This window comes from Flagellimonas sp. B-3, assembly GCF_056857835.1.
Map to the genome: position 1 here is coordinate 385,013 of NZ_JBSXNW010000022.1, position 22,891 is coordinate 407,903.

A 22,891-nucleotide genomic window follows, 5' to 3' on the forward strand; every position below is an offset into this window, starting at 1 on the left:
CTATTGATGGGTTTTCGATCTTCCCCCAGCTACAGGCCTGTAGTTTTTTTGGTGTTGGTGGTTTGGTCAAAGTAAGATTCCCCAGTACGGTATACGGATAAGTGGTCACCGATAAGGGCAATTACATGTGTTCCATGGATTGCAAACTCCCTGACCTTCTTGTGCTCCATATGGTATAGGTAAAAACTGAACTCGTACGTGCCCTTTTTGTGATTGTACACATCAATGATGGAGGCCTGTTCCAACATAGATCTGCTTTCATTACGCCCCAACCGGTCCGACTGTACCAAAAAAACGTTCCCATCCATGGACCCAGATCTATTGATGATCAGTGGAGGGGCCTGCATTTGGACCTGGTTTTGACGGTTGGGCTCCGCAACCCTGATTTGGGAGCGTTGAACGGTATCAATGGTCCGTTGTCGGTTGGTTTTTTTCAGTTTGGGATCGAAGACCATGAATTCATTTCGGTAATAATACAGGTAGCCCAAGTATGGCCCGTCCCCACTTTTGAGCAGCATTCCATCCACATCAAAGATACCATCGAGTTGAATTTCCAGAAGGCTGGTGTCCAAACGGACTTGGAAATGGTCCGATTTTAGGATAAGGCCCAGGGTGGATCGCTGTGTATGGGAACTGATCGTTCGGATGAAAACGGTAGTGCTGTCGATGGGTACGGCCCTGTTGAAAAAGGCAGTCCCTTCCATCCAAGCTTCTGCAATCCATGGTCCGGTCCGCCCCCGCAGGATAAAGGGTATGGTACCGTCCATGACATAGAAGTAGGGCGGGAGTACTCTGGTTTCCAAGGAACGGTACCTAAGATTCTTGTTCCTCGGTTCCATACGGATATGGGTAGTATCTTGGGTACCCAGATGTATCCGTAACAGGTGCCAGGGTGCTGTCCTATTGCCGAGATAAAGAACATTGTCGTCCCATCCGGCCACATAATAGGAATTATGGCCAAGATCCAGATGATATTGTTTGACCACGGGATGGGGCGGATACCGACGGGTAAAGGCATTGTTTCGGTGAACCTGTTGCTCCGAAAAAAGGAACAAGGTCATTACCGCCCCTAAACTTAGGCAGGCCGTCCCCATTAGTTTGACAAGGATACGTTTGGTGCTCATGGAGATGGTTTTAGGGTTTTCGATTTTTGGATTGGGGCAGAAGATTCCAAAACGATAATGGCGATGACCGCCAAGGCCACAAAGAACATGTTAAACACGATATGTTCCGTCCAACCCATATCTTCCAGTACCCCTCCACAGGAACAAGGGATATAATCACTAAAATTCAGGACCAATACAATATAGGTGGTGAACATCACCATCAACGCAAAACTGCCATAGAACCCCCATAATCGGGATCCGTGGAACACCAATATTATGGCAAGAAGGTATTCCGCTATAGGAATTCCCCAAGCCACCTCGTTGGCGTAGGCGGTAAGCACTGGAGACTGGCCCAATTGAATCGTAAACTGATGAAAGTCCCATAGCTTGCTACTTGCTGCATAGACCCATAAAAAAATATAAAGTGTGGCTATGACAGTAATAGTATTTGTCTTGTAGTGGGGCAATCGTTTCATCATTATCACTATTTTCTGGAGACCTGTTTTTTGAATAATCTGGAACATCCCATCACAGGAAAATGTCTTTTCGAAAGTATAGCACAGCAGAGATATAGAAAATGGCATAATTCGGGAATCGGATGTCAAAATCCGTCTATTTGCGGTTTTTTTCCAAGGTCTTTGTCGGACAAGGGGGTATTTAGGGCAGGGCAGGGGGTAGGTAAGGATTGTTTTTTTTGGGGGTATGTCCCGACGATTTATAAAATGCTTCCCTTGCTGTTGCCGTGTTTTAGGGTACCGCTGACCTTTGGTTTCGCTTGACCAGGGGATGTTTTTGTTGGAATCGGACAGTTGCTTAAAATGCCTGCTTTTATAAAGTGCCGTCACTTATTTTTTGTAGCCTAGGCATTATGGGCCATATTGGATGGGTTCCCGATCGATTGTCCCAATATCCAAATCCGTGACACTTGCCTGCCGATGTACATAAATTTTTTGGATATGAACCATTCGTTGACATCTTCGGCCCTTGAGACCGAGATACAGGAAATCGAGGCCCAAGTGCCCAACGTCATTGAGGCCGCCAAAAAAATCACTGACTTATGTCGCTCCCGGCTCTGGGAGCTCAGAGATCATGTGGTGCACAAGGGATTTGTGGACGAGGCGGAGGAAATCCATTTTTTTAAGCACACCAAACAAGTGCCCTTGGTGCATCTGATCTACTATTCGGAACTCCTGGATTTGGAGCTTAAAATCCCTGTATGCGGTAAAAAGGCCCGAAGGCAATGGATCAAGACAAAATGGAAGCTATGGTCTACCTTTTTATCGGGGCATGCACAGTTCTGGAAGTATATACAATTGGGACATACCCATTGGGATCCGCAGTATTTTACCCGAAAGAAAAAGGATTCCCTCAAACCGGCGTATGCCCACCATATCGCCATGGACCCCATCTTTACGACCTCCCATGATATGCTCTTGGGACAATTGCGCGCCTATCGGAGGGCCATTGGCTATCTTAGGGACAAACGGAATACACAGGGTTCTGGGACGTTCCGCCCAAGGCTCCAATGGTCCTCCACCAAGGCGGCCCTGACGGAATTGGTCTATGCCCTCCACCATACCGGGGCCATCAATGGGGGAAAGGCCGAGGTCAAGGAAATTGCCCAAACTTTATCATCGGCGTTCCATTGTGAGCTTGGCGATTGTTACCGCACCTATACCGAAATCTGTGCCCGGAAGAAGGATAGGACCCGCTTCCTTGATGGGATGGCCTACACCCTTAAGGCCCATATGGACAAAGGGAACGTATAAGGTGTTTTGTGCATGGAAAAGCTTAGTGGAAGGGGTGTCCAATCAACTTCATTGTTGTTAGCGATGTTTTTGGCGAACTTTCCGAAAGAACAGACCAGGGGTAAGCCCGATCTTGGATTTCATGGCCCTTGAAAAGACATCGACCGAATTGAAACCAAATTGTTCCGCCAGTTGGATCGTGGAGCGGGTCTTTAAAAGCTCGGGCTGTTCCTTAATTTGGTTGATGGCATGGGTGATTCGAAGATCCCTCAGGTATTGTGAGAATGTTTGTCCCTTATAAACGTTGATGATCTTCGAGAGGTAGCTGGTGTTGGTCCCAAGGATTTCGGCCAAAGTAATTAAGCTGGTTCCCTGATCGAGATATCCTTTTTGGCTTTCCCATTGGTCCAATGCTAAAAGGATCCGTTGCACGACTTCCGGTGCTATGTCCATGGGGATGATATTTGCATTGGGTACTTGGCTTATTGTGGGTTCCACACCTTCCTGAAGCACGATGTTCAGTCTGCTTTGCATCTTTCGGTATTTGACATAGAAGAATGCCAATAAAGCTACCAGTAAGGTGGCCAGGACCAATTGAGCCTTGATGGTATCTTCCCGTGCCAAAATTTCAGCTGTGAGGGCTTCCGTATCGCTAAGCGCCGCAGCTCCGCCCGAAACCGTATCCGATTCCATCAGCTGATGGAACTGTACCGAAGTATAGGTTACATTAAGTGGCCTGACCCTATCCAATGGTACATTCGGACGTTTGAAATGCCTTTCCTGAATGTTTGCTTTTACGGGGATGGCAATGCGCAATGCTTTATTTTGAAATCTGGACGGGGTGGCATAGGGATTGGCGGGAAGGGGCTTGGGATTAGCCTTGGTTCCCATGTCGTGCCCTGGGTGCGGTGTTACAGGTCTCCATGGGAGCAGCGGGTAACAGGTGGCCCTGTATGGGGCAAAACTGTCATTTATCCGTTTAATGCCCGAACGATCCGTTCTTTCCCTGCAATGTGCTGGCAAAGACCCAGCCCGCTTCGATATCAGGGATACAGGGATCAAGGGCAATATTGTCAATAGTATTCCAAACCACATCTCTTTCATATTGGACCTATGGTAAACGTACCCTCAATCTCCCTCGTCATGGACCTTGTGGGACAAATGAACATAGGTACTGTACATCTAAAGGGTAGGGAACTAGGGTTTTAAATATAAAATATAGTTGAATTACTACAATGGTGTAACTATAAATCGTACAAAATATCGGATAAAGGGGGTATTTATGTTAAAGTTTGACCCAAGTTGGGCACAACTTGTGAATTCAATTGTTGCCCTTATTTCATATTTGGGGTCTAACAAAAACCCAAAGTTATGCCAGCACATATCGTAACGCAAGAGGATCTGGAAGGGTTCAAGGCATCCCTTCTGGAAGAGATCAAGGACATCCTGTTACAACATAACCGTATCACCCTGGATCGATGGATCAAGTCCAACAGTGTCATGGGGAAATTGGAGATCAGCTCAGGGACCCTCCGGAACCTGCGCATCAATGGGACCATACCCTATACAAAGCTTGGAGGGGTCATCTATTATGATGAGGAGGAGATCCATCGGATTTTGACGGACAACAAAAACTTTATGTTAAACGACCGATCATGAAAATTGCCTTTTACAACCTACAGAACATCTTTCATCGTCCCATTGATCTGGTCCATCGGTTCCGTGCGGAAAACAGGGCCCGTTGGATAACGGAATTTGAGCGGCTATTGCTTCAAGGCCAACGTTCGCAGCAAGACTTTGACCGCATGCGCATACTTTCCCATTTTCTGGGATTTGATGACCAAGGTTTTTCAAGCCATTACACCCTACGAAATGCCATGGGCCAATTATTGGTCTCAAGAGGGCTGGAAAAGGATAAACCTAGGGCAAGCCATCTGACCGATTGGGAGGGTTGGGCCAAAGTGGATTCTTTGCCCATCGATGAGCGGGCCATTGGGAACAAGGCCAAGGTCATTCAAGCGATGGACCCGGATATCTTGGTGGTATCGGAGGTAGAGAGCCGTGCCTCCCTAGTGGAATTCAACCGACATTTTCTGGGTTCCGCAGCTACCGCTCCCTATCGGGAAGTTGTCTTTATGGAAACTAATGACCCTTTCGGACGCGGTATGGGGCTCTTGGCCAAAGCAGGGATTGATTTGGTTTCGATACGAACCAGGGCCAATGAACTTGATGCTTCGGAAAGGCCCATATTTGATACGGATTTACAGGAGTATAGGCTCAGGACGGCTTCTGGCAGGACCTTTACCGTTCTTTGTACCCATTTTCCAGATCGTCAAGCTGACGGGGAAGCGTTTACAGAACGCCAATGGGTACAATCCAAACATATTGCAGAAATGCTGGCCCAAGGGGAATGTACCGATATGGGAACGATACTCATGGGCACCCTTAATGCCCCGGCCTATGGCAGTGCCATTTCCCCCTTGATCAAGGACAGTGGGCTTACCGACATTACGCGACATCCCAGCTTTATGGGAAATCTGGACAAGGGTAAGGATGCGGGCTACTTTAGCTTAGGGGCCTATAAAATGGGGGTGAACACCAAACAACGGGATTACCTCATGTTGTCCGATGGTCTTTTTAACGGGCTTGAAAAATGCGGTTTGGTCAGAAAAGGGATGTGGTTCAAGGAACGCCCGCAATGGGAAATGCTCGGAAGCATCAAAAGTGAACGGGATGCCGCCAGTGAACACCCGCTGCTCTGGTGTCAAATCCCTATATGATCGGTCTATGTTCTTACCATTGTAAATGTTCGTAATCGATATGGTCGTCATCCATCTCCAAGTCCGATATGTTACATTGTAGCCGTTTGGCCTCCTTTTCCAGAAAATCACGATATTCCCTGTATTCTTCGGTAAAGAAAACACCGCGCTTGAGAAGCTCTGGAAGTTTTCCAAAGGCCCTTTTCCCTCCGCCAAGCTGTACATAATCTATATGGATACTCCGCATGTACTGATAGCTGAACGCATTGGCACCGTCGAGGCCATTCTCGATATAGCCCACCAAATTCTTGGCCCCGATCTCATCAAACTCGTTTATGGCACGCTCCATCCAAAACTCGAGTTGTAGCAGCATGGAAATAGCTAACTTGTCGGTAGGATAAAATTGCATGTTGTACTTGATGGCCGATAGGGAAAACAGCAAGTGGACCCAAGATATCTTGGTGCCATAATGGGTGGCCCTTTCCGGGGAAAAATGGCTGGTCTCCCTTTGGTCCCTGCTGCCCTCCTTAGCCTTCCTTATCTCGTAGGACAACCCGCTGATGAGCTTGTCCCTGTTCTCAAATCCCTTTGCATTTTGGTATTGCTCATGGTTCCAGAACGTGCCGATCACCTCATATAAAGCATCCAAATCTTCATAAGTGCCCCAAATTTCGGCCCCTATTCCTTTTTTTGTCGGTGTTAGGTATAACATTTCAAATACGGTTGATGAATTGACACTTTGCCTTTGTGATGTTAATGGGGGAAAATTACATAAAAAAACAGATGCTTTTTAAACTTTGGGACGATGTTTAAAAACATCCCACAGTTCCCTAGCTACCTCGACCGTTATTTTTTTGAGTACCCTGAACAGGCTTGCAAATAACTTTTTCATTCCAGTATTTTTTTGATTCCCATTAAGATCGCCAATCCCAATGCATTGATGCTTTCCTTCCGTTCCAAGTGCCGTGACTCGTCCGTATGGGACAAAAAGCCCAGTTCCAACAGTAGGGCGGGGCATACCTCTCGATTGTCGCGCAATACTTGAAAGTTGGCCCGCTTTAGCCCACGGCTGCGATAGCCCAGCTGCTGTTGTAGGTAGGTTTCCATGGCCTTGGCCATGGTGATATGGCTTTGGGGAATCGGCCTGTTGTATAGGTAGATTTCAAGTCCCGAAGCCTTGGGATTATCGGCATGGTTGCAGTGCAGGGAAATAAAAAGGTCCGGTTTCAGGGCTTTGGCCAGTCGGGTGCGATGGCCCAAGGATATCAGGGTGTCTGAATATCGCGTAAGATACATATCATAAGGATTGTCCAATACGGTCTTATTGTACCGTAAAATGGCCTCGGCCAAATTCAGGGTCAGCTCTTTTTCGCTGAGACCATTGATCCCAATGGCACCTGGATCGATCCCGCCATGCCCGGGATCCACAATAATCACCATTTTTTGTTCGGTGTCCCCTTGTCCCCATGCCTTCAGGAAGAGGGCAAACAGGGCACACAAGAGGAAAATTTTTTGCTGTTCCATAGCCGTTTCGATCTTAAGATGTTTTGTGCAATCTGTAACGCTTTCCTCAAATCCCTTGGGATTCCTTAAAATTTAACGCTGCTGTCCGTTAATTTTTAGTGATTTAGAACCCTTTCTGTGAGTTCCCGATACTTTTCGAAAAAGTTTATTCATCAATAGGCCCTTTTGGCCACAAAAACTGACATCATGAAAAAAACATTCTTAAGTATCTGGGCGATGCTCCTTATGGGCATTCCCGCTTTTGCACAGATCGGGGGCATCGAAGATTCGGTCAATGACATCTCCGATACCATCCGAACCATCTTTCCCCTGCTCCTAGGGGTCATCTTTTTGGTCGGCTTCCTGTTCAATGCAGGCCATTTTTTTGGAGAGAACGCAGACCTCAAAAAAGGCATCACACGCGTATTGGTGTTCGTGCTCATCGCAGGGGCCGTGGTCGGCATCTTCACCTATCTCATCGGAATCGTGGTCTGATTTTTTAAGCCAAAAGTGAGTAATTCCTATGAGAACGTACAAAATCTATAAGGACATCCGTAAAGGCGCAAGGATATGGGGGCTTCCCATATCCCTGTTTGCCCTAATGATGCTCTCCATCCTGGGATCCCTGCTGATCATCATCTTTTCCTTCAGTCTTTTGGCCATCATCTTGGCCATGCTCTGGAACTGCTGTTGGTATGCAGGGCTGACCCGGATAGCTTCCAACAAGCACTTATTGGACTTCAGCAAGGTCTTTCCCAGTTGTATCAGCAATAAACCCGATAACCTATTGAACCATGTCGAAGATTAACATCGCCTCCCACCATCCCATTGTGGACATACGGGACCATATCATCTTTGCCAATAATGGTAATGTACTGGCCTGCTATAAGGTTTTGCTCCCCGAGATCCATTCGCTTTCCGAAACCGATTTTGAAGGGTTGCACGGCAATTGGTCCCAGGCCTTTAAGTCCCTTCCTGTCGGGACCGTGGTCCATAAACAGGACATATACCTGAAATCCTCTTTCACTTCGGACCAGCTGCGCAAGGACACCTTTCTCTCCAAAGCGACCCATGATCATTTCAAGGGAAGGGAATATATGGAGCACCAGAGCTATCTGTTCTTTACCTGTCCCAGGCGGACGGGTTTCAACCATCCCAAATATGTCAATCCCTTTAAAAGTGTGCCCAAGGCATTGCCCAGGGAGTTGGATCATAGGGTGAAACAGTTTTTGGATGCGGTCAGCGATGCGGTGAATTATCTCAACAATGGACAGAAAATTCGCTTGGAGCCTATGGTGGACAGTGAAATTTTGGCCTTGACCCAAAACCAGCTCAATGGCCATAATCCGGATTGTGATACCGATATCGTTCTGGACGGCCCCAAAGTGGCCATCGGCAACCATCACTTTGATGTGCTGGCCATCAATAGCGAGTCCTGTTTTGGGGACAGCGTACAGACCAGTAAGGTCAATGAACGTTTTACCTCGGATGATTTTACCTTCCACCAGGGATTCATCGACGGTCTTGGCCTTTCCCTCAAGGAAAACCATATCATCAACCAGATTGTCTATCTGGATGATAGGCAGCACTGGAGAAGGCAGCTGGAGAAAAAGGTGGAGGAACTGAAAAAGAGTTCCAATTTTGGGACACAGAACAAGGTGGTCCTCAAAAAAATCGAGCATATCCTCAACCAGATCAACAAGGATGATCAAGCACGGATCGTGCGTGGACACCTCAATATCATCCATTGGAACCGGGATGGGGAGCAATTGGAACGTACCAACGCACAGATCAGGGCCGAACTGAAGGAACTGGATATGGTGCCCTATTACCCGTGTGGCAAGGAACGCAAAAACTATATCCTGAACAGTTTCCCTTGTTTTGCCCCCAATTTCTCCAATGAGGATCTCTATGTGACCGATCTCAAGCACGCGCTTTGTCTTTGGATCCATACCACCAATTACAGCACGGACAGCACGGGGATCGTGTTCAATGACCGGGAGTTCAACATTCCAGTATTGAAGGATGTCTGGGACGAAGGGAAAAAGCGCATCAAGGCTAGGAACTTTGCCATTTTTGCCCCGACCGGGGAAGGGAAGTCCTTCTTGGCCAATAATATTTTGAGGCAGTATTTTGAGCAAGGCGTGCGGCTGGTCATTATCGATCTGGGCGGTTCCTATACCAAGTTTGCAAGCCTCTATCCCGAGCAGTGCACCGTGCTACGCTATGAAAACGGCAAGAGCCTTGGTATCAATCCCTTTTACATATCCAATAGCGAGGACGTGACCCCGGAACGCTTGGAAGATCTTTCCCTGTTCCTCTTCGAGCTGATGGGGGTGGGCACCAAGCCCCAAAAGGAAAGCTCGGTGGCCTTGAAGAAAATATTGCTGGCCTATTATAGGGAAAGCAAGGTTTGCCCGCATACGTTGGACAGTTTTTACCAATTTGTCGGCAAACAGCAAAAGGAACTGCTGTCCCGATTGCAGATCCATCCCGAATACTTCGATGTCAAGGGATTCCTGCACATCCTTTCGGAATATGTGGGGGACGGACTCTACAGCTTTCTTTTTGGGGCCAGTGAAGATCGGTCCTATCGATTGGAAGACAAACGGTTGATCGTGTTCGAACTTGATGAAGTGAAGGACAATAAGGAGATCCTCTCCGTGATGCTCAAGCTCATCAAAACGGCCATTCAACGGACCGTTTGGAGGAACAGGGAGGAGCGGGGCATAATCCTCTTTGATGAGTTTGCCAAACAGCTCAAGTTCGACAATGTGCTGGAAAGCGTGGAATTTTATTATCAGGCCATCCGGAAACAGGAAGGGGCCATTGGCATCATTTTACAGTCCATCAACCAACTGCCCCATAACTCGACCTCGGCCAGTATCCTGGAGAACACCCAGGTTATCTATAGCCTCCGCAATGAAAAGGGTTATGCCGCCCTAAAGGAAAGACTTCAGCTATCCGCACATGACCTGATCCAATTGAAATCCATCAGGAACAATCTTTCGGGACAACGCAAATACACTGAAATTTTTATCAAGATCGGAAAGGAGAGCAACATCTTCCGTTTGGAGGTCCCCCCGGAAGTATATGCGGCCTATCTGACCGAGGGCCGGGACAATCAAACCATTATGGCCCTGTATGAAAAAATGGGCGATATGGAGCAAGCCATCAAAAAGTTTATTAATCTCAAAAAGAAATCGATATGAAAACAACGAACCAAATGTCCATTCGAAAAAAAGCCTTGACCTTGGGTATAGCCCTGTCAATGGTCATTTCCCTGCCCGGGCGTGCCACGGCCCAGGGGATGCCGGTATATGACAATACCAACTTTATCACATTGGGCAAACAGATCATCGAATCGGCCAAACAGACCTCTGAACTCTTAAAGACCGTGGAATTTTTACGGGAACAGAAAGAGCGTATCGAAAAGGTCAACGATGTCATCAAACAATTGAAGGCCGTCCGTGAACTGACACGGAACAATGGGCGCCTTTTTGATATGGTCCGGAACGATCTGCGGGACATCCTGGACTCCCCCCATATCCGACCAGAGGAGGTGGAACGTATCTCGGAATCCTTCAATGCCATCATCGAGCATTCCTTGGAAGACCTCGAATTTGTGGAGGACATACTCTCCAGTGATTTTTTGAAGATGACCGATGCGGAGCGGATCGCCGTCCTCAAGGAAAAGGAAGTCCGATCGAAGGAAATGGTCGGGGAGATCCAGCAAAAGGCCAAACGATACCGGGACATTATTTCCTTTCGGGAAATGCAGCAGGCCATCAATACCCGTACAACAACCTATTGATGATGGTCGGCGTAGCGTTAAGTATCGGATTGGAGTATGTGGATGCGGTGTACGACACCATCACCGGAAGTGATTTTTCACAGTACACCATCACGGGCATGAAGGCCCTGGCCCTGCTGTTCTTTTTGATCAATATCATCAAAAAGTACCATGAGGGGATTGCATCTCGCGATGGACATACCTGGGGACTGACCCCAACGGAACTGGCAAAGAATTTTGCCGTAGTGCTGTTGGTGTTGTTTTCCGATCAGGTGTTGGATGCCTTTGACACCATCCTGGTGGGTATTGAGACCCAATACCGCAGCACGGCACCCGATCTGTTGCCCTTGCAGTTGCAGGAGATTTCCATTGAAGAGGATGCCGGGATCATGGACGCTGCACGAAAGGGGATGGCACTGCTCTATGAGGCCCTGGTCAGCCCCTTGTTCGGGATGCGGCTCTTGGCCTTTATCATCAGTGTATTTCTCTGGCTGCTCGATCTGTTCATCTATCCGCTCTTTTTGGCGGAACGCTTTTTTCTATTGGGGATCATGCGGGCCTTTTTTCCCTTGGTCATCAGCTTGGCCGTTTTTGAGAAGTTCAGAACCTTGGCCTACAGCTTTTTTAAGCTCTATGTGGCCGTCTATATGCTGGTGCCCGCCTTTTTTCTGGTGAACATCTTTATCAATGCGCTCTATGGGGAACTGACCGACAATTTTTGGGTGAACCTCTTCGGGACGGACTATGGAAGCTCCGTGTTTGCGCCTTTGGTGGAACTGGGCACCATCGGGTTTATCGTCTTTTTGAAATTCAAACTGTACCGAAGGGCGACCAGCTTTTCACTCAAACTCTTCGGTGCCTAGTACCGGATCAAACCTAAAATAATATGAAAACAATGTATAAAAATATCACTGCAATACTTCGGACCAATCGTTTTGTGGTCCTGATCGTGGTCATTGCATCGACCCTCTGTACGCTGGGTTCCGTTTTGGTGGCCTATCAAATGTACAGGGAAACGAGGACGGGAAACTTTGCCATTGGAACGGATGGATCCATCATTCCATTGAAATGGACGCTTCAACAGGAAAATCGGGAAGTGGAGGCCCTGGCCCATATCGAGCAGTTCCACAAGTACTTTTATGGTATCGATGCCAGCAACTATCAAAAGCATTTGGAAAAGGCCCTATGGTTGGGGGACAGTTCGGTGGACAATGTCTACCGCCAAAAAAAGGCCGATGGGGTCTATAACCGGCTCCTGCAATACTCCTTGGTCCAAAAGGTACTGTCCGTGGAAACCGATCTTTTTGGGGAGGCAGGTGCCTTCTCCTTCAGGTCCCGGGTGGTTTTTGAAATTGACAGGGGTTCGGTGACCGATACCTACGAACTACAGACCTCTGGCCAGCTCATCAGCGTGGACCGGCATTTTCCCAAGAATCCCCATGGACTGTTGATCACGGCCTATTTTGAAAATCAATTGAAAAAGGTCAATGACCTATAAAGACCATTATTATGAAACTGGATAAAAAGAAAATCGTTTTTGGGATCGTCATTTTGTTGGTCCTGGTATTTATGGTAGTGTATGCCATGCTCTTCCTGACCGATGGGGGTGATGCAGGGGCACAACTGGAACAACCCTTGGTGCCTGCCCTGGAAACGACCCAAAAGGAATATGCCTCCAAACTGGAGGCCCTCGATGATCTCAAGGAAGTGAAGACCACCGATGCCCCAAGTATGTATGATGAGAAGTACTTGGATACCACAAGCGTATTTGACCCAGACCTGATCGATGCGGAAAAGGCAAAAATGGTGGACAGCATCTACCGGCTGGGGCGTATCGATTATACACAAGGGTCGTACCGGAAATCCCTTGTGGAAAATAAGGCGAAGGTCCATGTTCCTAAGAAACCAAAAGAGCTGGAGCATGGATCTGAACAAAATGAAAGCACAACACCTACCTTACCCGAAATGGCCTTGGAACAGCAATTGTTCTTTGCTTCCAATCCCCAATCCGATGAAGATGATCGGAATGAGATGGTCATTTTGGCCATGGTACATCGAACACAGACGGTCAGGGCCAACGACCGATTGGAATTCCGACTTCTGGAAGAGTTGGTCGTTGACGGTAAGGTCGTGCCAGCGCATACCATCCTTTTCGGCATCGTGGGCTTTCGGCCCAATAGGATGGTGCTGGATATCGGGAATATTGAGCATATTCCCGTAAGCTTGAGGGCCTATGACTATCGGGATGGAAGGGAAGGTCTCTATATCAAGAACTCCTTTAGGGCCGAACTGTCCAGGGAAGTGGTCGATGATGTGGTGGACGACATCAATGTTCCGGGAGTGCCCCAGGTCAAGGGCCTGAAAAACATCTTTAAACGGTCCAACCGTCAGGTCAGGGCCACCGTAAACAAAAACTATAAAATCCTTTTAAAAATAAAACCTTGATACCTCGTTCGAACCGGGGCTTCTAAAACCATATCATCATGAAAAATACAATCTTCATCTTGTGGATGCTTCTTGCTGTCGCATCCCAAGCCGCCAATAGTACAACCTTGGACACCATTTATGCCAACGAACATATGAACATGGCCCTGTTCTTTCCCTCCAAAATCAAACAGGGCATCGTGGGCAACGACAATTTTGCCTTTACCTATAATCGGGAAAAAGGACAGACCTTGGGTCTGTTAAAGGCCGTTCCCGGTAAGGATAGCAATCTACTGGTAATCACGGAGGACGGAAGTGTCTATTCCTATTTGGTCCGCTATGCTAGGGAAATTTCGTATCCGAATCGATTTATTGGGTTGGAGGAACGGATCGGGAGCGAAGACCAAGGGGTAGGGGAAGATGTTCAGCAGGAAAGGGTTGCCCAGACTTTGGTTGCGGATTCCTCGGAGGTTCCTACAATCAGTGATCGCAGGTTTCAGGCCTCTTGTGAATCACTCTTGCAACTGCCCGAACGAAAGCACTCCGTTAAGAAAGAGCAGGGCCTCTCATTGGCCGTGACCAATATGGTCTACATGGACAATGAAGTGTATGTCCAATTTGAGATCGACAACCATTCCGGTGTCCGATTTGATTTTGGGGATCTAGAGCTTTTCAAGGTCAGTGGTAAAAGGGGGAGGAGGAGTTCCTATCAGGAATTGGAACTGCAGCCCCGCTACAGGCATAATGTGCCCACAAGCATTATGCATGGACAGAAGTCCCGATTGTTCTATGTCTTCCCGAAATTTCATTTGGACAAAGGAGAGAAGCTTCGGGCCAATCTTACTGAAGAAGGTACTTCGCGCTTGGTTGCTTTAACTTTTAAATAATGGTTTATGTGTATATAGCTGGTTTTTAATGCCAATTTGATAGGTGCAACGGTTGATCTAAACAAGTCTTCCAAATGAATTGGATTAAATGCAGTCATCCCGACGAACCGCCATATAGGCAGAAATAAAGCACTGTTAATTGTATGATTATCAGTGCTTTTCATTTTTTATGAATCCATCTGATATCATTTAAAACCATGTTTTTGGTGTGCAATAAGGTGTGCACACTGGTACACTGATTGTTGTAATTTTAGGTATGAACAATTGAGGTTAAAGGGCAGTCCGACCAATGACAATTGTTCAATTAAAATGATTACAACATGCGGACAGACAGTACTTTAGGAATCAATTTCTTCGTCAGGAAAAAGCGCAATGACCCGAACATATACGATATATATGTTCGTATAACGGTCAAAAAGGAGCGTGCAGAAATCAGTATCAAACGGGACATTCCGGTGTGCAATTGGGACAAAATACGTGGAAAAGCGTTCCCAATCAGCAGAACCATGGAAGATTTGAATGCATATCTCGATACCGTTTATGGAGAAATTCTCAATGTTCATAGGGAGTTGCACATGGAAAGGGCATTGATAACGGCAAAATTGATCAAGGCGAGGTATGTCGGGGAGGATGAAGTGAACCATACCCTTTTGGAACTTTTCGAATATCACAATACAAACATGGTCAACACCCTGAAGCCAGGGACCATGAAGAATTATTACTCCACCGAGAAATATTTGAAGAACTATATAATTACCAAACTCAAAACAAGTGATGTGCCGCTCAGGGATCTGAAGCACAAGTTCATTTTAGATTTCGAAAACTATATCAGGACTTTCAAACCAAAGAAGAACAGGAAGACCTGTACCAACAATGGCACGATGAAGCACTTGGAACGTTTGATGAAGGTTGTCCGATTGGGGGTCAGGTTGGAATGGCTGGACAAAGACCCGTTTCGAAACTTTAAACTGCGTTTCAACAAATTTGACCGAAACTATCTTACACAAAGGGAGATTGATCTTATCGACGATACCACTTTCACGAGCATAGGTAGGGAGAGGGTAAAGGATGTCTTTCTTTTTAGTTGCTATACGGGACTTACCTTTATGGACATCAAGCTTCTCACCAAGGACAATATCAGCAAAGGAATTGACCGTAACTATTGGATATATACCAAACGGATAAAGACCAATGAGCCTGTAAAGATCCCTATGCTTCCCAGAGCCGTGGAGATCATGAAGAAATATGAAGGGGCACCAATTGAGGATAATGGCCTGCTGCCCGTATATAGCAACCAAAAAACCAATGCCTATTTAAAGGAAATAGCAAAGGCTTGCGGGATATACAAGAACGTATCCTTTCACATGGCCCGACATACATTTGCGACAACCGTTACACTGTCAAATGGTGTTCCAATTGAAACGGTATCAAAAATGTTGGGACATAGTAAACTCTCAACTACCCAAATCTATGCTAGGGTATTACAGGAGAAAATAGGGGAGGACATGCAGAAGGTGATGCGGATTTATTCCAAGAAGACAGAACAAGAGATCAAGACCGGAATTCAATAAGCGAGAAGTCAATTTTGGGAAATTAATTATTCACACGCTCAAAATATGATGTCCCATAGGAATGGGACAATGAAAAGGGCTTAAAACAGGTTTCTTTTCGGCTGTTCAGGGGCTTGTGCCACGGTTACCGTTGTTAGCAATTGTTATTTTTTTTGGCCTATAACGAGTTCTATTTCGTCAACACTCAATTGGGGTCTTGGATATCCTTTCGCTTCTAAATTTAGGATCTTTAAAGATTTGAAGATTCCATAAACACCATTAGGGAAATTATTTTTTTCTTTCACCCAAATTTTCATTCCTTTAAATGGTCTATCTGATATTGTTGGGTGAGGACCTTTAACTATCCATCCCGCACTATTTAACACATCAAATAGTTGATCGGCAAATTGAAATGCTTCTTGATCGCCCATGGGATAAGAAAGAGTAATTTTTTGATTTGGATATTTACTAAGAACATTTGTAATTTTAATTCTGTCAACAGCTGAAATCCCTCTTGATATTTCCTTTAATCCCATATTTTCTAAAGCCGTACGACTTTTTGAAACCTCTTCATAAGACTTTTGAGAAACGACAAGAAATTCTTGCTGTTTACCAAGCAGTTCATCGATCCGGCTGCGCAAAGAATCGTTTTGCTTACTAATATTGGTAAGATCCTGATTTCTAAGATTTAATTCTGTTCTTAAAACCACATTTGTACTATCAATTTTGTTAAAACGTTTTTCAAGATTGGCCTTTTCTAATCTGTTTGACTCATCGGTTTTCGTCAGTTCATCGTTTTGAATTTTGAAAGATATCCAAATGCCTATCAAACCCAATATCAATATACTTAAGCCTAATAATTTTTTATATTTCTTTTCTTTGATCTTAAGAAAGTCAACAAAGTATTGAAAGACTAATGCAATTGAGGTTATAAGTACAATGGTTAAACTCATGAATAATAATTGCTAACGTTTCGCAGCTACCCGAAGGTGGCGATTTCGGAGCACTTCACTGTCAACCAAGCACAAACTTTGATAGAAGCACAAAGCTTGATTTAACCACTGAACCGCCACTTTTGGGTAGGTGCTGTTATAGCCAGTGCTTCTTCTATTTTTCATAGTAGTATGTTCTTGTCAGTCCATAACCTGTTTGTTTTTTATTTTCCTGTCCCCACCTTTCAAAGTCAGGATGTCCAGAAGCTTTCCAGTCAATATAGTTTCTAACAAGTTCTAAATCTTCCTCAAGTTCTTTCGTCCAATGCTCTCTTAGTTCAGGTCTCGTTAATTTTTGTATTTCTTCCTTTATCTTCTCTCCAAGCTTGATGTCGTCAAGTGGTTCACCAATGTAGCCTTCTGGTAAATGATGAACCGAATAATAAATGTTATAAGTCCACCAACTCAATATTGTCTGTCTTGCTAAATCGTCCGCTGGATTAATTTCTAATGCTTTGAATAAATGTTCTTCACTTCGATAATATTTACCAAACCAACGAAATGGATTATTGTCAATTTGCTCCTTGTCGCACCAAGTTGTCAAAGTAGGTTTTACAAGTTTATCACTTAGTGGTTGAGGAAAAGGTCCGTAGTCTGCATCCTGAACATTCTCAAAAAACGGAAACAGAAATTTCACAAAGTCAATTTTCTTGTCAAGAGTCCAGGCTTCTGTTGATTTAAGGAATTTGTCAAGGTGCTTGAATGCTTCTTTTCGTAATCCTTTTTCTCTGTCAAAACAATAGTTAGCATAGTCTGTCCAGTCAGCATTTTTCAAAGCTTCTTTGCCAACTGTCAACAAGGCTATATTTTGGTCTTTTGCTATCATTGTTTGTGTCGTCTTAGCATTGGCTATAACGTGTTTGGCTATGGTTTCGTTGCGTGAAAATCCGCGAGGATTTTCCGCCGTAAACCGAAGATAGCAAATTTGCGAGGACTTTCCGCGAGGAAAGTCAGAAGCAATGAACTATAGCCAGCTTGTTGTGAGTAGTTATTTATATTTTTGTTTTATTTCATTTATTAGTTTTTCGGCAGTTTCTTTATTCATTCGATTTGTTGCCTTTTCAGCTATTTTCTTTATTTTCAATTCGTTGAAATCGTTAACCTCTTTCTCGACTTTTTCTATTAAATCACAGAAAAACTGAGAAGGACTATCAACTACTCTTTCGTAAAAGCTTTCTAAAGATTCAAAATTTTGAATTGAACCATTTTTAAACTCTTCAATTTCAATTAAGCTTTTGTCAACACTTTGATGAGAATGCTTAAGGGAATTATTGACTAATCTTAATTGATTCGCTTCTGTGTAACCATTAAGTTCTTTGACAGAAATATTTTTCTTTTTTAAAAAATCAATCATTTCGTGCCATTTTGGTTTTGGATTTGGCAATTCGTTAAAAAAATGAAATATCAGTTTTTTAATATTAATTTCCAGATGTTTGAACGCATAAATTATTTTCATTTCTAACAATGCGAGAAGTTCGTCTTCTACATATAATGCTGATTCAATATGCTCACGCATTTGGATTTGTAGAGAATGACCTGTTTGGTTGGCTATTTCGTCAATTTCGTTGTAACGCTCGGGATTAGAAGTTTCCAATCCAAACCAATATTCAAAATCCGAATATTCCTTATCTCTTTCCTTCTTTAATTCTGAAATGACTTCATTTAAAGGTCTGTCAAGTTTGTTAATTGACTGATTTAAGATTTCTTGAATGTTTCTTGGTATTTCGTTCATTCTATAAAGTGAAGTCGTTTTTCATAATTACTCACAACTTGATTATATGCTAAACTTTGTTGGGCATATACCGCCAATTTGGTTGGCTATGCCCAAGTTTTGCAACTGAATACAAAGCATAATTTTCTTAAAATTCAATAAATCTTTGGGGAATAGATTCTAAATGTAAGAATTTTCAATAAACTGGAAAATTTGGAATTCCGTAAAGAGGTTAAATAATTTAATTCTAGTTGTAGGAATGCTTTCCTTTTTGTTTTGCTTCGCAAAGGAAAAATGTAAAGCAAGAGGGTAACAGGCTAAAGCCATGTTACAGGTATGCAATTTTTTCAAAACGTTCATTTTTAAGTAATTATATGGTTTTGAAAGTGATTTTCGGGGTAATAATTGAAATTTTTCACGGAAAAATACCGCCAGCCCAATAAAATCAATAAATTTTTCACGAAATAATGGATGGGCCAGGTAAATGAAAGACACATTGATCTATCTAAGAGAGCGGCTTGATAATTATATAGTTTTGTTGAAAACCTGTCCTAAAGATAAGGTATCTACAAGGGACACTTGCTTTGGCGGCATTGGTGAAAAGTACCGTCAAATTACTATTCGGGGCTTTCGCAAAGCATCGGAATTTGGCTTTCCAATTCTGAAAGGACAAAAAAAGCCCCTTCGTAAAAGGGCTTAAATTAATCCGTTTTTGTACCGATCAGGGGCTTGTGCAACGGTTACTTTTGTTGCAGAGTATTTTTATTTTACGTCTTCATTGCCATCTGTTACGTAATCTTCAACTTCTTCCTCATCTCTAACCATTAATGGGTCTTCGACTAGGATTGTTTCTTCTTTTAGTTTATATATCGGTCGTATTTTCAATAGAAGACCTCCTTCAGTTTTATAGTTTAATGAAACAAGTTTCCAATGGATTTTGACCTCTGTTTCCTTTACAAAAGGTTTCAAACAGATAGTGTCAAAGCCAACAGAGTCATCCTGAACTAATATATTTTTTAAAGGGACAATTTTACCTTGTTTGTCTTCGTCCCAAATGAAGGTGTCATACTTAAGATTCGGATTGGGAATAAGGTGAGAGCCTTTTGTACAAGTGTCAATTGACTTGAAGTCTCCGTCAAAATCTAAGAATATTTTAAACTCGTGAAGTGGCTCAGAACCACAGTTGTGAAGTCTCAAATAGAATCTGGCATAGCTATGATTAAAACTGAACATAGATATAGGTTTTATGTTCAGAGCCCCTAGCTGGCTAAACAGCATATTTGAATGTCCAACAAATCCATCTTGTGCTGGGATTATTTTCTGCTTGTAGTGAGTGATTTTCTTTCTAAACGGAACTTCTATTGTGAATTCAGACTCATTATTCTCAAAAGTAAAAAGTACTTCATGTTCAGTTTTAAAGTTAAGGCTCCGAACATAATAATCATGAGTCAGTTTATTTTCATCAATCAGGTCTGCTATATCTTCCCAAGAGTATAAATGAACTTCAAAAAGCTCTTTTTTTAAGTGTTCTACATTTTTTTTGCGAATGTAGGTTTCAATTTTCGCGTCCTTATTGGCTGTAGTAGCAAAATACATTTTTTTTAATGCAGGCTGAAAATTTAGAGCTAGGTCAATTTCTTTATCGATTTCCTTTTTTGTCAAAGTTGATTTTGAATAATCGTCCTTTCCCTTACACTGTATACCATAATATTCTGTTTCGCCAAATGGTATTCCATAAACATCGATTCCCTGTTGAGCCTGTCCGCTTCTTCCATTTTTTTTAATCTCAGGGCATTTCCATATTTCTCCCCACAACTTTTTACAGAGATTTTCAAAATCTGGCCAATTTTCAGGCTTTCGTAATTGTTGCTTTGCTTTCATTTTTTTATTGTGCCTACGATCTCGGCTATTAGTAGTTGCGTGGGTTAGCGATTAACTTTACAAGTACACACCAAACTGAAAATCCGCGGGGATCTTCAGAAGTAGGCGAGAACAAGCAATTACTTATAGGAGCCATGTTGAACTAAACCTAAAGGTAGCTTCAGGAGTTATCTAAATCTCCATTCACTACCTTTAAGATGTATAAAACTAATATTTAGCAAATTATGAAAAAAAAGTAGTACCCTGATCGAACGAGCCTGTGAACGTGTTCCAAAATTCCAGGAATTGTATCTCAAACTAAAACGTTCTGTTGAACTATCGGGCAAAAGCCAAAGCACCCTGACCAACTATGCCCGCTGTCTTTCACACATAGCCCTGCATTTTAAGTGCAGTCCACTCGATCTGGATGAAGAACAGGTGCTGGATTATCTACATGTTTTAAAGTCCCGGCACAAGACCCCGTCGAGCAGCTTCTTCAAGCATACCGTTTATGGTCTGAGGTATGCCTACCGGATATCCAATCGTAAAGAGATGCAGGTAATGCTCCCCGCTATTGAGCGTTCCAAAAAACTCCCTGTAGTTTTAAGTTTTAGGGAAGTAAAGCAACTCCTAAAAGCCCCAAAACTACTGAAGCACCGTCTGGTATTGGCGCTGCTTTATGGCTGCGGACTGCGCTGTTTTGAACTGTGCAACCTACAGTTAAAAGATCTGGATTTTGATCGTATGATGCTTCACGTCCGCCAAGGCAAAGGCAGGAAAGATCGGTATGTACCCTTGTCGAGGATGCAGATCCGCGGACTTAAAACATACCTTGCGGCAGAAAATCCTTGCACCTGGTGCTTCACTGGGAACAATACCGAAGGGCGTCCAGTCCCGCTTTCTACCCAAGGGGTTCGCTGGATTGTACGGGAAGCCCGTAAACATAGTGGTATTCAAAAGGAAGTGACCACCCACAGCCTGCGCCACAGTTATGCTACCCACCTTCTGGAAATGGGCTTGGATATTATGAGTGTAAAGGACCTTTTGGGGCACGCAGATATACAGACCACACTGACCTACCTTCACGTGGCACAACTGGGCAGGCAAAAGCCTTTCAGTCCACTGGATCGGCTCTACAAAGAGTAATGGCATCCGCTGCTCACGAAGTGGCCCAGGTATTAAATCGCAACAGGGAGTCTTTAGCAGACTGTTGTGCCACCAGCTGGCAACTAAGGACCCTGCACGCCCTGCGCAAATGTCGTACGGCTGCCCTGGGCGGTCACATTGACCGCTGCACGAATCCATCCTGTAATACCTTGCACCTGAGCTACAACAGTTGCCGCAACCGGCATTGCCCAAAGTGTCAGGGGCACAAAAGGGAACAATGGATCAGGGCACGGGAAGAAGAGCTCTTGAACGTTCCTTACTTCCACGTGGTATTTACCCTGCCTTCAGAACTCAACCGCCTGTGCCTGTACGAACCCAAACTGCTGTATGGCCTGCTGTTCAAAACTTCATGGGAAGTCATAGCAGGGTTTGCTTCCAATCCTAAGTTTTTAGGTGCCGGTCCCGGGATGATTGCCATCCTGCATACCTGGGGACAGAACCTGTCCCTGCATCCGCACTTGCATTGTATCGTGCCCGGTGGTGGGGCAACCAAAAGTGGTAAGTGGAAACCTGCCCGGAACAAGGGGAAATACCTGTTCCCGGTCAAGGCCATGAGCAAGGTATTCCGTGCCCGCTTTGTTGCAGGGTTACGTAAAAAAATTAAAACAGAACAACCAGAGGCCCTTTACCAAAGCCTGTTCAAAAAAGAGTGGGTCGTCTATTGCAAGCGTCCGTTTTTAGGGCCACCTCAGGTAGTGGAATACCTGGGTCGCTATACCCATAAAATTGCGATCAGTAACCACCGAATCAAAAACCTGGATGACAGCGGCGTGGTGTTTTCGGTAAAAGATTACCGCCACGGGGGAAACAAATCCCTGATGTACCTGAGCGATACTGAATTCATCAGGCGCTTTGCCCTGCACATACTCCCTAAGGGGTTTGTGCGCATCCGCCATTATGGGATATTAAGTGCTTACCATAAACGCAAAAGTCTTGACCACTTGGGTAAAACCCTGGGGAAGGTACAGCTCCAAGAAAAACCGCCCCTGCAACACCGAATCTGCCCATCTTGTAAAAAGGGAGAACTGGTGACCCTGCATACGTTTACCGCACGGGGACCACCGGCACACTGGATCACAAAACTTAAAAAATACACTAAAGCACAGTAAGAAAATAAACGCCCCTTGAACGGGATAGGGAACCCTATGTCCGAAACCAAGCAAAAGCGGCCAAAATACCCCAAAAACAGGAGGTTCAATAGAATTTAAGAAGTGATGGACATACTCGGGAGAAAAACAAGACCTCCAAATCACTATACGGTTCAAGTGCAGACCTTAAATAACCCATCCTAAAACAGACCAATACCCATAGAAGACTGACCGACAGAGAACCGGTTCAGTCAACACGGCGTTCATGCTGGGTCGTACCGACCACACGAACGCTAGTTATTG

General features: G+C 44.6%; 23 protein-coding genes. 14 read left to right on the top strand and 9 right to left on the bottom strand.

Annotation, left to right across the window (positions count from 1 at the left end; genetic code table 11):
* Positions 1-29: 29 nt before the first annotated feature.
* Positions 30-1,124 carry a hypothetical protein gene (locus tag AC13CS_RS11645; RefSeq protein WP_293167321.1) on the bottom strand — a complete coding sequence of 365 codons (1,095 nt, stop codon included), beginning with the start codon at positions 1,122-1,124 and terminating at the stop codon, positions 30-32.
* On the bottom strand, positions 1,121-1,585 hold the full coding sequence (locus tag AC13CS_RS11650) for a MauE/DoxX family redox-associated membrane protein (RefSeq protein WP_293167320.1): 465 nt from the start codon (positions 1,583-1,585) through the stop codon (positions 1,121-1,123). The genes AC13CS_RS11645 and AC13CS_RS11650 overlap by 4 nt, the downstream gene beginning before the upstream one ends.
* A 477-nt stretch (positions 1,586-2,062) precedes the next feature.
* On the opposite strand from AC13CS_RS11650, the gene AC13CS_RS11655 reads away from it, so the two are divergent.
* The gene (locus AC13CS_RS11655; protein ID WP_293167319.1) at positions 2,063-2,875 is read left to right on the top strand and encodes an RteC domain-containing protein; all 813 of its coding nucleotides are present in this window, start codon (positions 2,063-2,065) and stop codon (positions 2,873-2,875) included.
* Between the two features lie 57 nt (positions 2,876-2,932).
* On the opposite strand, the gene AC13CS_RS11660 is transcribed toward AC13CS_RS11655, so the two are convergent.
* On the bottom strand, positions 2,933-3,949 hold the full coding sequence (locus AC13CS_RS11660; RefSeq protein WP_293167318.1) for a helix-turn-helix domain-containing protein: 1,017 nt from the start codon (positions 3,947-3,949) through the stop codon (positions 2,933-2,935).
* A 276-nt stretch (positions 3,950-4,225) separates the two neighbouring features.
* On the opposite strand from AC13CS_RS11660, the gene AC13CS_RS11665 reads away from it, so the two are divergent.
* Together AC13CS_RS11665 and AC13CS_RS11670 are read left to right on the top strand one after the other, a co-directional pair.
* Positions 4,226-4,513 (top strand): helix-turn-helix domain-containing protein, encoded by a 288-nt coding sequence (locus tag AC13CS_RS11665; protein ID WP_293167317.1) that lies wholly within the window; start codon positions 4,226-4,228, stop codon positions 4,511-4,513.
* Entirely contained in the window at positions 4,510-5,634 is a 1,125-nt protein-coding gene (locus AC13CS_RS11670) for an exonuclease/endonuclease/phosphatase family protein (protein ID WP_293167316.1), read from the top strand. Before AC13CS_RS11665 ends, AC13CS_RS11670 begins: the two co-directional genes overlap by 4 nt.
* 13 nt (positions 5,635-5,647) lie before the next feature.
* Here AC13CS_RS11670 and AC13CS_RS11675 read toward each other — a convergent pair whose 3' ends face one another.
* Both AC13CS_RS11675 and AC13CS_RS11680 read right to left on the bottom strand, forming a co-directional pair.
* Positions 5,648-6,325, bottom strand: a complete 678-nt coding sequence (locus tag AC13CS_RS11675; RefSeq protein WP_293167315.1) for a DUF6904 family protein — start codon at positions 6,323-6,325, stop codon at positions 5,648-5,650.
* Between the two features lie 176 nt (positions 6,326-6,501).
* Positions 6,502-7,137, bottom strand: coding sequence for an N-acetylmuramoyl-L-alanine amidase (locus AC13CS_RS11680; protein ID WP_293167314.1), 636 nt, complete (start codon positions 7,135-7,137; stop codon positions 6,502-6,504).
* A 186-nt stretch (positions 7,138-7,323) separates the two neighbouring features.
* On the opposite strand from AC13CS_RS11680, the gene AC13CS_RS11685 reads away from it, so the two are divergent.
* From AC13CS_RS11685 to AC13CS_RS11725, 9 genes are all read left to right on the top strand, one after another.
* Entirely contained in the window at positions 7,324-7,611 is a 288-nt protein-coding gene (locus AC13CS_RS11685; protein WP_293167313.1) for a hypothetical protein, read from the top strand.
* Between the two features lie 28 nt (positions 7,612-7,639).
* Positions 7,640-7,924 (top strand): hypothetical protein, encoded by a 285-nt coding sequence (locus AC13CS_RS11690; RefSeq protein ID WP_293167312.1) that lies wholly within the window; start codon positions 7,640-7,642, stop codon positions 7,922-7,924.
* Positions 7,911-10,328: a TraG family conjugative transposon ATPase gene (locus tag AC13CS_RS11695; RefSeq protein ID WP_293167311.1), complete on the top strand. Its 2,418-nt coding sequence runs from the start codon at positions 7,911-7,913 to the stop codon at positions 10,326-10,328. The genes AC13CS_RS11690 and AC13CS_RS11695 overlap by 14 nt, the downstream gene beginning before the upstream one ends.
* 14 nt (positions 10,329-10,342) lie before the next feature.
* Positions 10,343-10,930, top strand: coding sequence for a conjugal transfer protein (locus AC13CS_RS11700; protein ID WP_482888760.1), 588 nt, complete (start codon positions 10,343-10,345; stop codon positions 10,928-10,930).
* Positions 10,930-11,772, top strand: a complete 843-nt coding sequence (locus AC13CS_RS11705) for a hypothetical protein (protein WP_293167309.1) — start codon at positions 10,930-10,932, stop codon at positions 11,770-11,772. Before AC13CS_RS11700 ends, AC13CS_RS11705 begins: the two co-directional genes overlap by 1 nt.
* Positions 11,773-11,795: 23 nt before the next feature.
* A complete protein-coding gene (locus tag AC13CS_RS11710; protein ID WP_293167308.1) occupies positions 11,796-12,407 on the top strand; it encodes a conjugal transfer protein TraK in 612 nt (203 codons plus the stop codon).
* An 11-nt stretch (positions 12,408-12,418) separates the two neighbouring features.
* The gene (gene traM / locus AC13CS_RS11715; RefSeq protein WP_293167307.1) at positions 12,419-13,354 is read left to right on the top strand and encodes a conjugative transposon protein TraM; all 936 of its coding nucleotides are present in this window, start codon (positions 12,419-12,421) and stop codon (positions 13,352-13,354) included.
* A 38-nt stretch (positions 13,355-13,392) separates the two neighbouring features.
* Positions 13,393-14,220, top strand: a complete 828-nt coding sequence (locus AC13CS_RS11720) for a DUF4138 domain-containing protein (protein WP_293167306.1) — start codon at positions 13,393-13,395, stop codon at positions 14,218-14,220.
* A 320-nt stretch (positions 14,221-14,540) separates the two neighbouring features.
* Positions 14,541-15,791: a site-specific integrase gene (locus tag AC13CS_RS11725; RefSeq protein WP_293167305.1), complete on the top strand. Its 1,251-nt coding sequence runs from the start codon at positions 14,541-14,543 to the stop codon at positions 15,789-15,791.
* A 143-nt stretch (positions 15,792-15,934) separates the two neighbouring features.
* Here the strand turns inward: AC13CS_RS11725 and AC13CS_RS11730 are convergent, their stop codons facing one another.
* From AC13CS_RS11730 to AC13CS_RS11745, 4 genes are all read right to left on the bottom strand, one after another.
* On the bottom strand, positions 15,935-16,723 hold the full coding sequence (locus tag AC13CS_RS11730) for a hypothetical protein (protein ID WP_293167304.1): 789 nt from the start codon (positions 16,721-16,723) through the stop codon (positions 15,935-15,937).
* 154 nt (positions 16,724-16,877) lie between these two features.
* Positions 16,878-17,588: a hypothetical protein gene (locus tag AC13CS_RS11735; RefSeq protein ID WP_293167303.1), complete on the bottom strand. Its 711-nt coding sequence runs from the start codon at positions 17,586-17,588 to the stop codon at positions 16,878-16,880.
* A 162-nt stretch (positions 17,589-17,750) separates the two neighbouring features.
* Positions 17,751-18,494 carry a hypothetical protein gene (locus tag AC13CS_RS11740; protein ID WP_293167302.1) on the bottom strand — a complete coding sequence of 248 codons (744 nt, stop codon included), beginning with the start codon at positions 18,492-18,494 and terminating at the stop codon, positions 17,751-17,753.
* A 741-nt stretch (positions 18,495-19,235) separates the two neighbouring features.
* Positions 19,236-20,354 (bottom strand): restriction endonuclease, encoded by a 1,119-nt coding sequence (locus AC13CS_RS11745; RefSeq protein ID WP_293167301.1) that lies wholly within the window; start codon positions 20,352-20,354, stop codon positions 19,236-19,238.
* A gap of 285 nt (positions 20,355-20,639) precedes the next feature.
* On the opposite strand from AC13CS_RS11745, the gene AC13CS_RS11750 reads away from it, so the two are divergent.
* Both AC13CS_RS11750 and AC13CS_RS11755 read left to right on the top strand, forming a co-directional pair.
* Positions 20,640-21,479 (top strand): tyrosine-type recombinase/integrase, encoded by an 840-nt coding sequence (locus AC13CS_RS11750; protein WP_252736961.1) that lies wholly within the window; start codon positions 20,640-20,642, stop codon positions 21,477-21,479.
* A complete protein-coding gene (locus AC13CS_RS11755) occupies positions 21,479-22,609 on the top strand; it encodes an IS91 family transposase (protein ID WP_093980731.1) in 1,131 nt (376 codons plus the stop codon). Before AC13CS_RS11750 ends, AC13CS_RS11755 begins: the two co-directional genes overlap by 1 nt.
* Positions 22,610-22,891: the final 282 nt, after the last annotated feature.

Bases quoted from the DNA above. Each gene is read 5' to 3' on its own strand.
- AC13CS_RS11645 (WP_293167321.1), bottom strand. From the start codon at position 1,124: ATGAGCACCAAACGTATCCTTGTCAAACTAATGGGGACGGCCTGCCTA.
- AC13CS_RS11650 (WP_293167320.1), bottom strand. From the start codon at position 1,585: ATGATGAAACGATTGCCCCACTACAAGACAAATACTATTACTGTCATA.
- AC13CS_RS11655 (WP_293167319.1), top strand. From the start codon at position 2,063: ATGAACCATTCGTTGACATCTTCGGCCCTTGAGACCGAGATACAGGAA.
- AC13CS_RS11660 (WP_293167318.1), bottom strand. From the start codon at position 3,949: ATGTGGTTTGGAATACTATTGACAATATTGCCCTTGATCCCTGTATCC.
- AC13CS_RS11665 (WP_293167317.1), top strand. From the start codon at position 4,226: ATGCCAGCACATATCGTAACGCAAGAGGATCTGGAAGGGTTCAAGGCA.
- AC13CS_RS11670 (WP_293167316.1), top strand. From the start codon at position 4,510: ATGAAAATTGCCTTTTACAACCTACAGAACATCTTTCATCGTCCCATT.
- AC13CS_RS11675 (WP_293167315.1), bottom strand. From the start codon at position 6,325: ATGTTATACCTAACACCGACAAAAAAAGGAATAGGGGCCGAAATTTGG.
- AC13CS_RS11680 (WP_293167314.1), bottom strand. From the start codon at position 7,137: ATGGAACAGCAAAAAATTTTCCTCTTGTGTGCCCTGTTTGCCCTCTTC.
- AC13CS_RS11685 (WP_293167313.1), top strand. From the start codon at position 7,324: ATGAAAAAAACATTCTTAAGTATCTGGGCGATGCTCCTTATGGGCATT.
- AC13CS_RS11690 (WP_293167312.1), top strand. From the start codon at position 7,640: ATGAGAACGTACAAAATCTATAAGGACATCCGTAAAGGCGCAAGGATA.
- AC13CS_RS11695 (WP_293167311.1), top strand. From the start codon at position 7,911: ATGTCGAAGATTAACATCGCCTCCCACCATCCCATTGTGGACATACGG.
- AC13CS_RS11700 (WP_482888760.1), top strand. From the start codon at position 10,343: ATGTCCATTCGAAAAAAAGCCTTGACCTTGGGTATAGCCCTGTCAATG.
- AC13CS_RS11705 (WP_293167309.1), top strand. From the start codon at position 10,930: ATGATGGTCGGCGTAGCGTTAAGTATCGGATTGGAGTATGTGGATGCG.
- AC13CS_RS11710 (WP_293167308.1), top strand. From the start codon at position 11,796: ATGAAAACAATGTATAAAAATATCACTGCAATACTTCGGACCAATCGT.
- traM (WP_293167307.1), top strand. From the start codon at position 12,419: ATGAAACTGGATAAAAAGAAAATCGTTTTTGGGATCGTCATTTTGTTG.
- AC13CS_RS11720 (WP_293167306.1), top strand. From the start codon at position 13,393: ATGAAAAATACAATCTTCATCTTGTGGATGCTTCTTGCTGTCGCATCC.
- AC13CS_RS11725 (WP_293167305.1), top strand. From the start codon at position 14,541: ATGCGGACAGACAGTACTTTAGGAATCAATTTCTTCGTCAGGAAAAAG.
- AC13CS_RS11730 (WP_293167304.1), bottom strand. From the start codon at position 16,723: ATGAGTTTAACCATTGTACTTATAACCTCAATTGCATTAGTCTTTCAA.
- AC13CS_RS11735 (WP_293167303.1), bottom strand. From the start codon at position 17,588: ATGATAGCAAAAGACCAAAATATAGCCTTGTTGACAGTTGGCAAAGAA.
- AC13CS_RS11740 (WP_293167302.1), bottom strand. From the start codon at position 18,494: ATGAACGAAATACCAAGAAACATTCAAGAAATCTTAAATCAGTCAATT.
- AC13CS_RS11745 (WP_293167301.1), bottom strand. From the start codon at position 20,354: ATGAAAGCAAAGCAACAATTACGAAAGCCTGAAAATTGGCCAGATTTT.
- AC13CS_RS11755 (WP_093980731.1), top strand. From the start codon at position 21,479: ATGGCATCCGCTGCTCACGAAGTGGCCCAGGTATTAAATCGCAACAGG.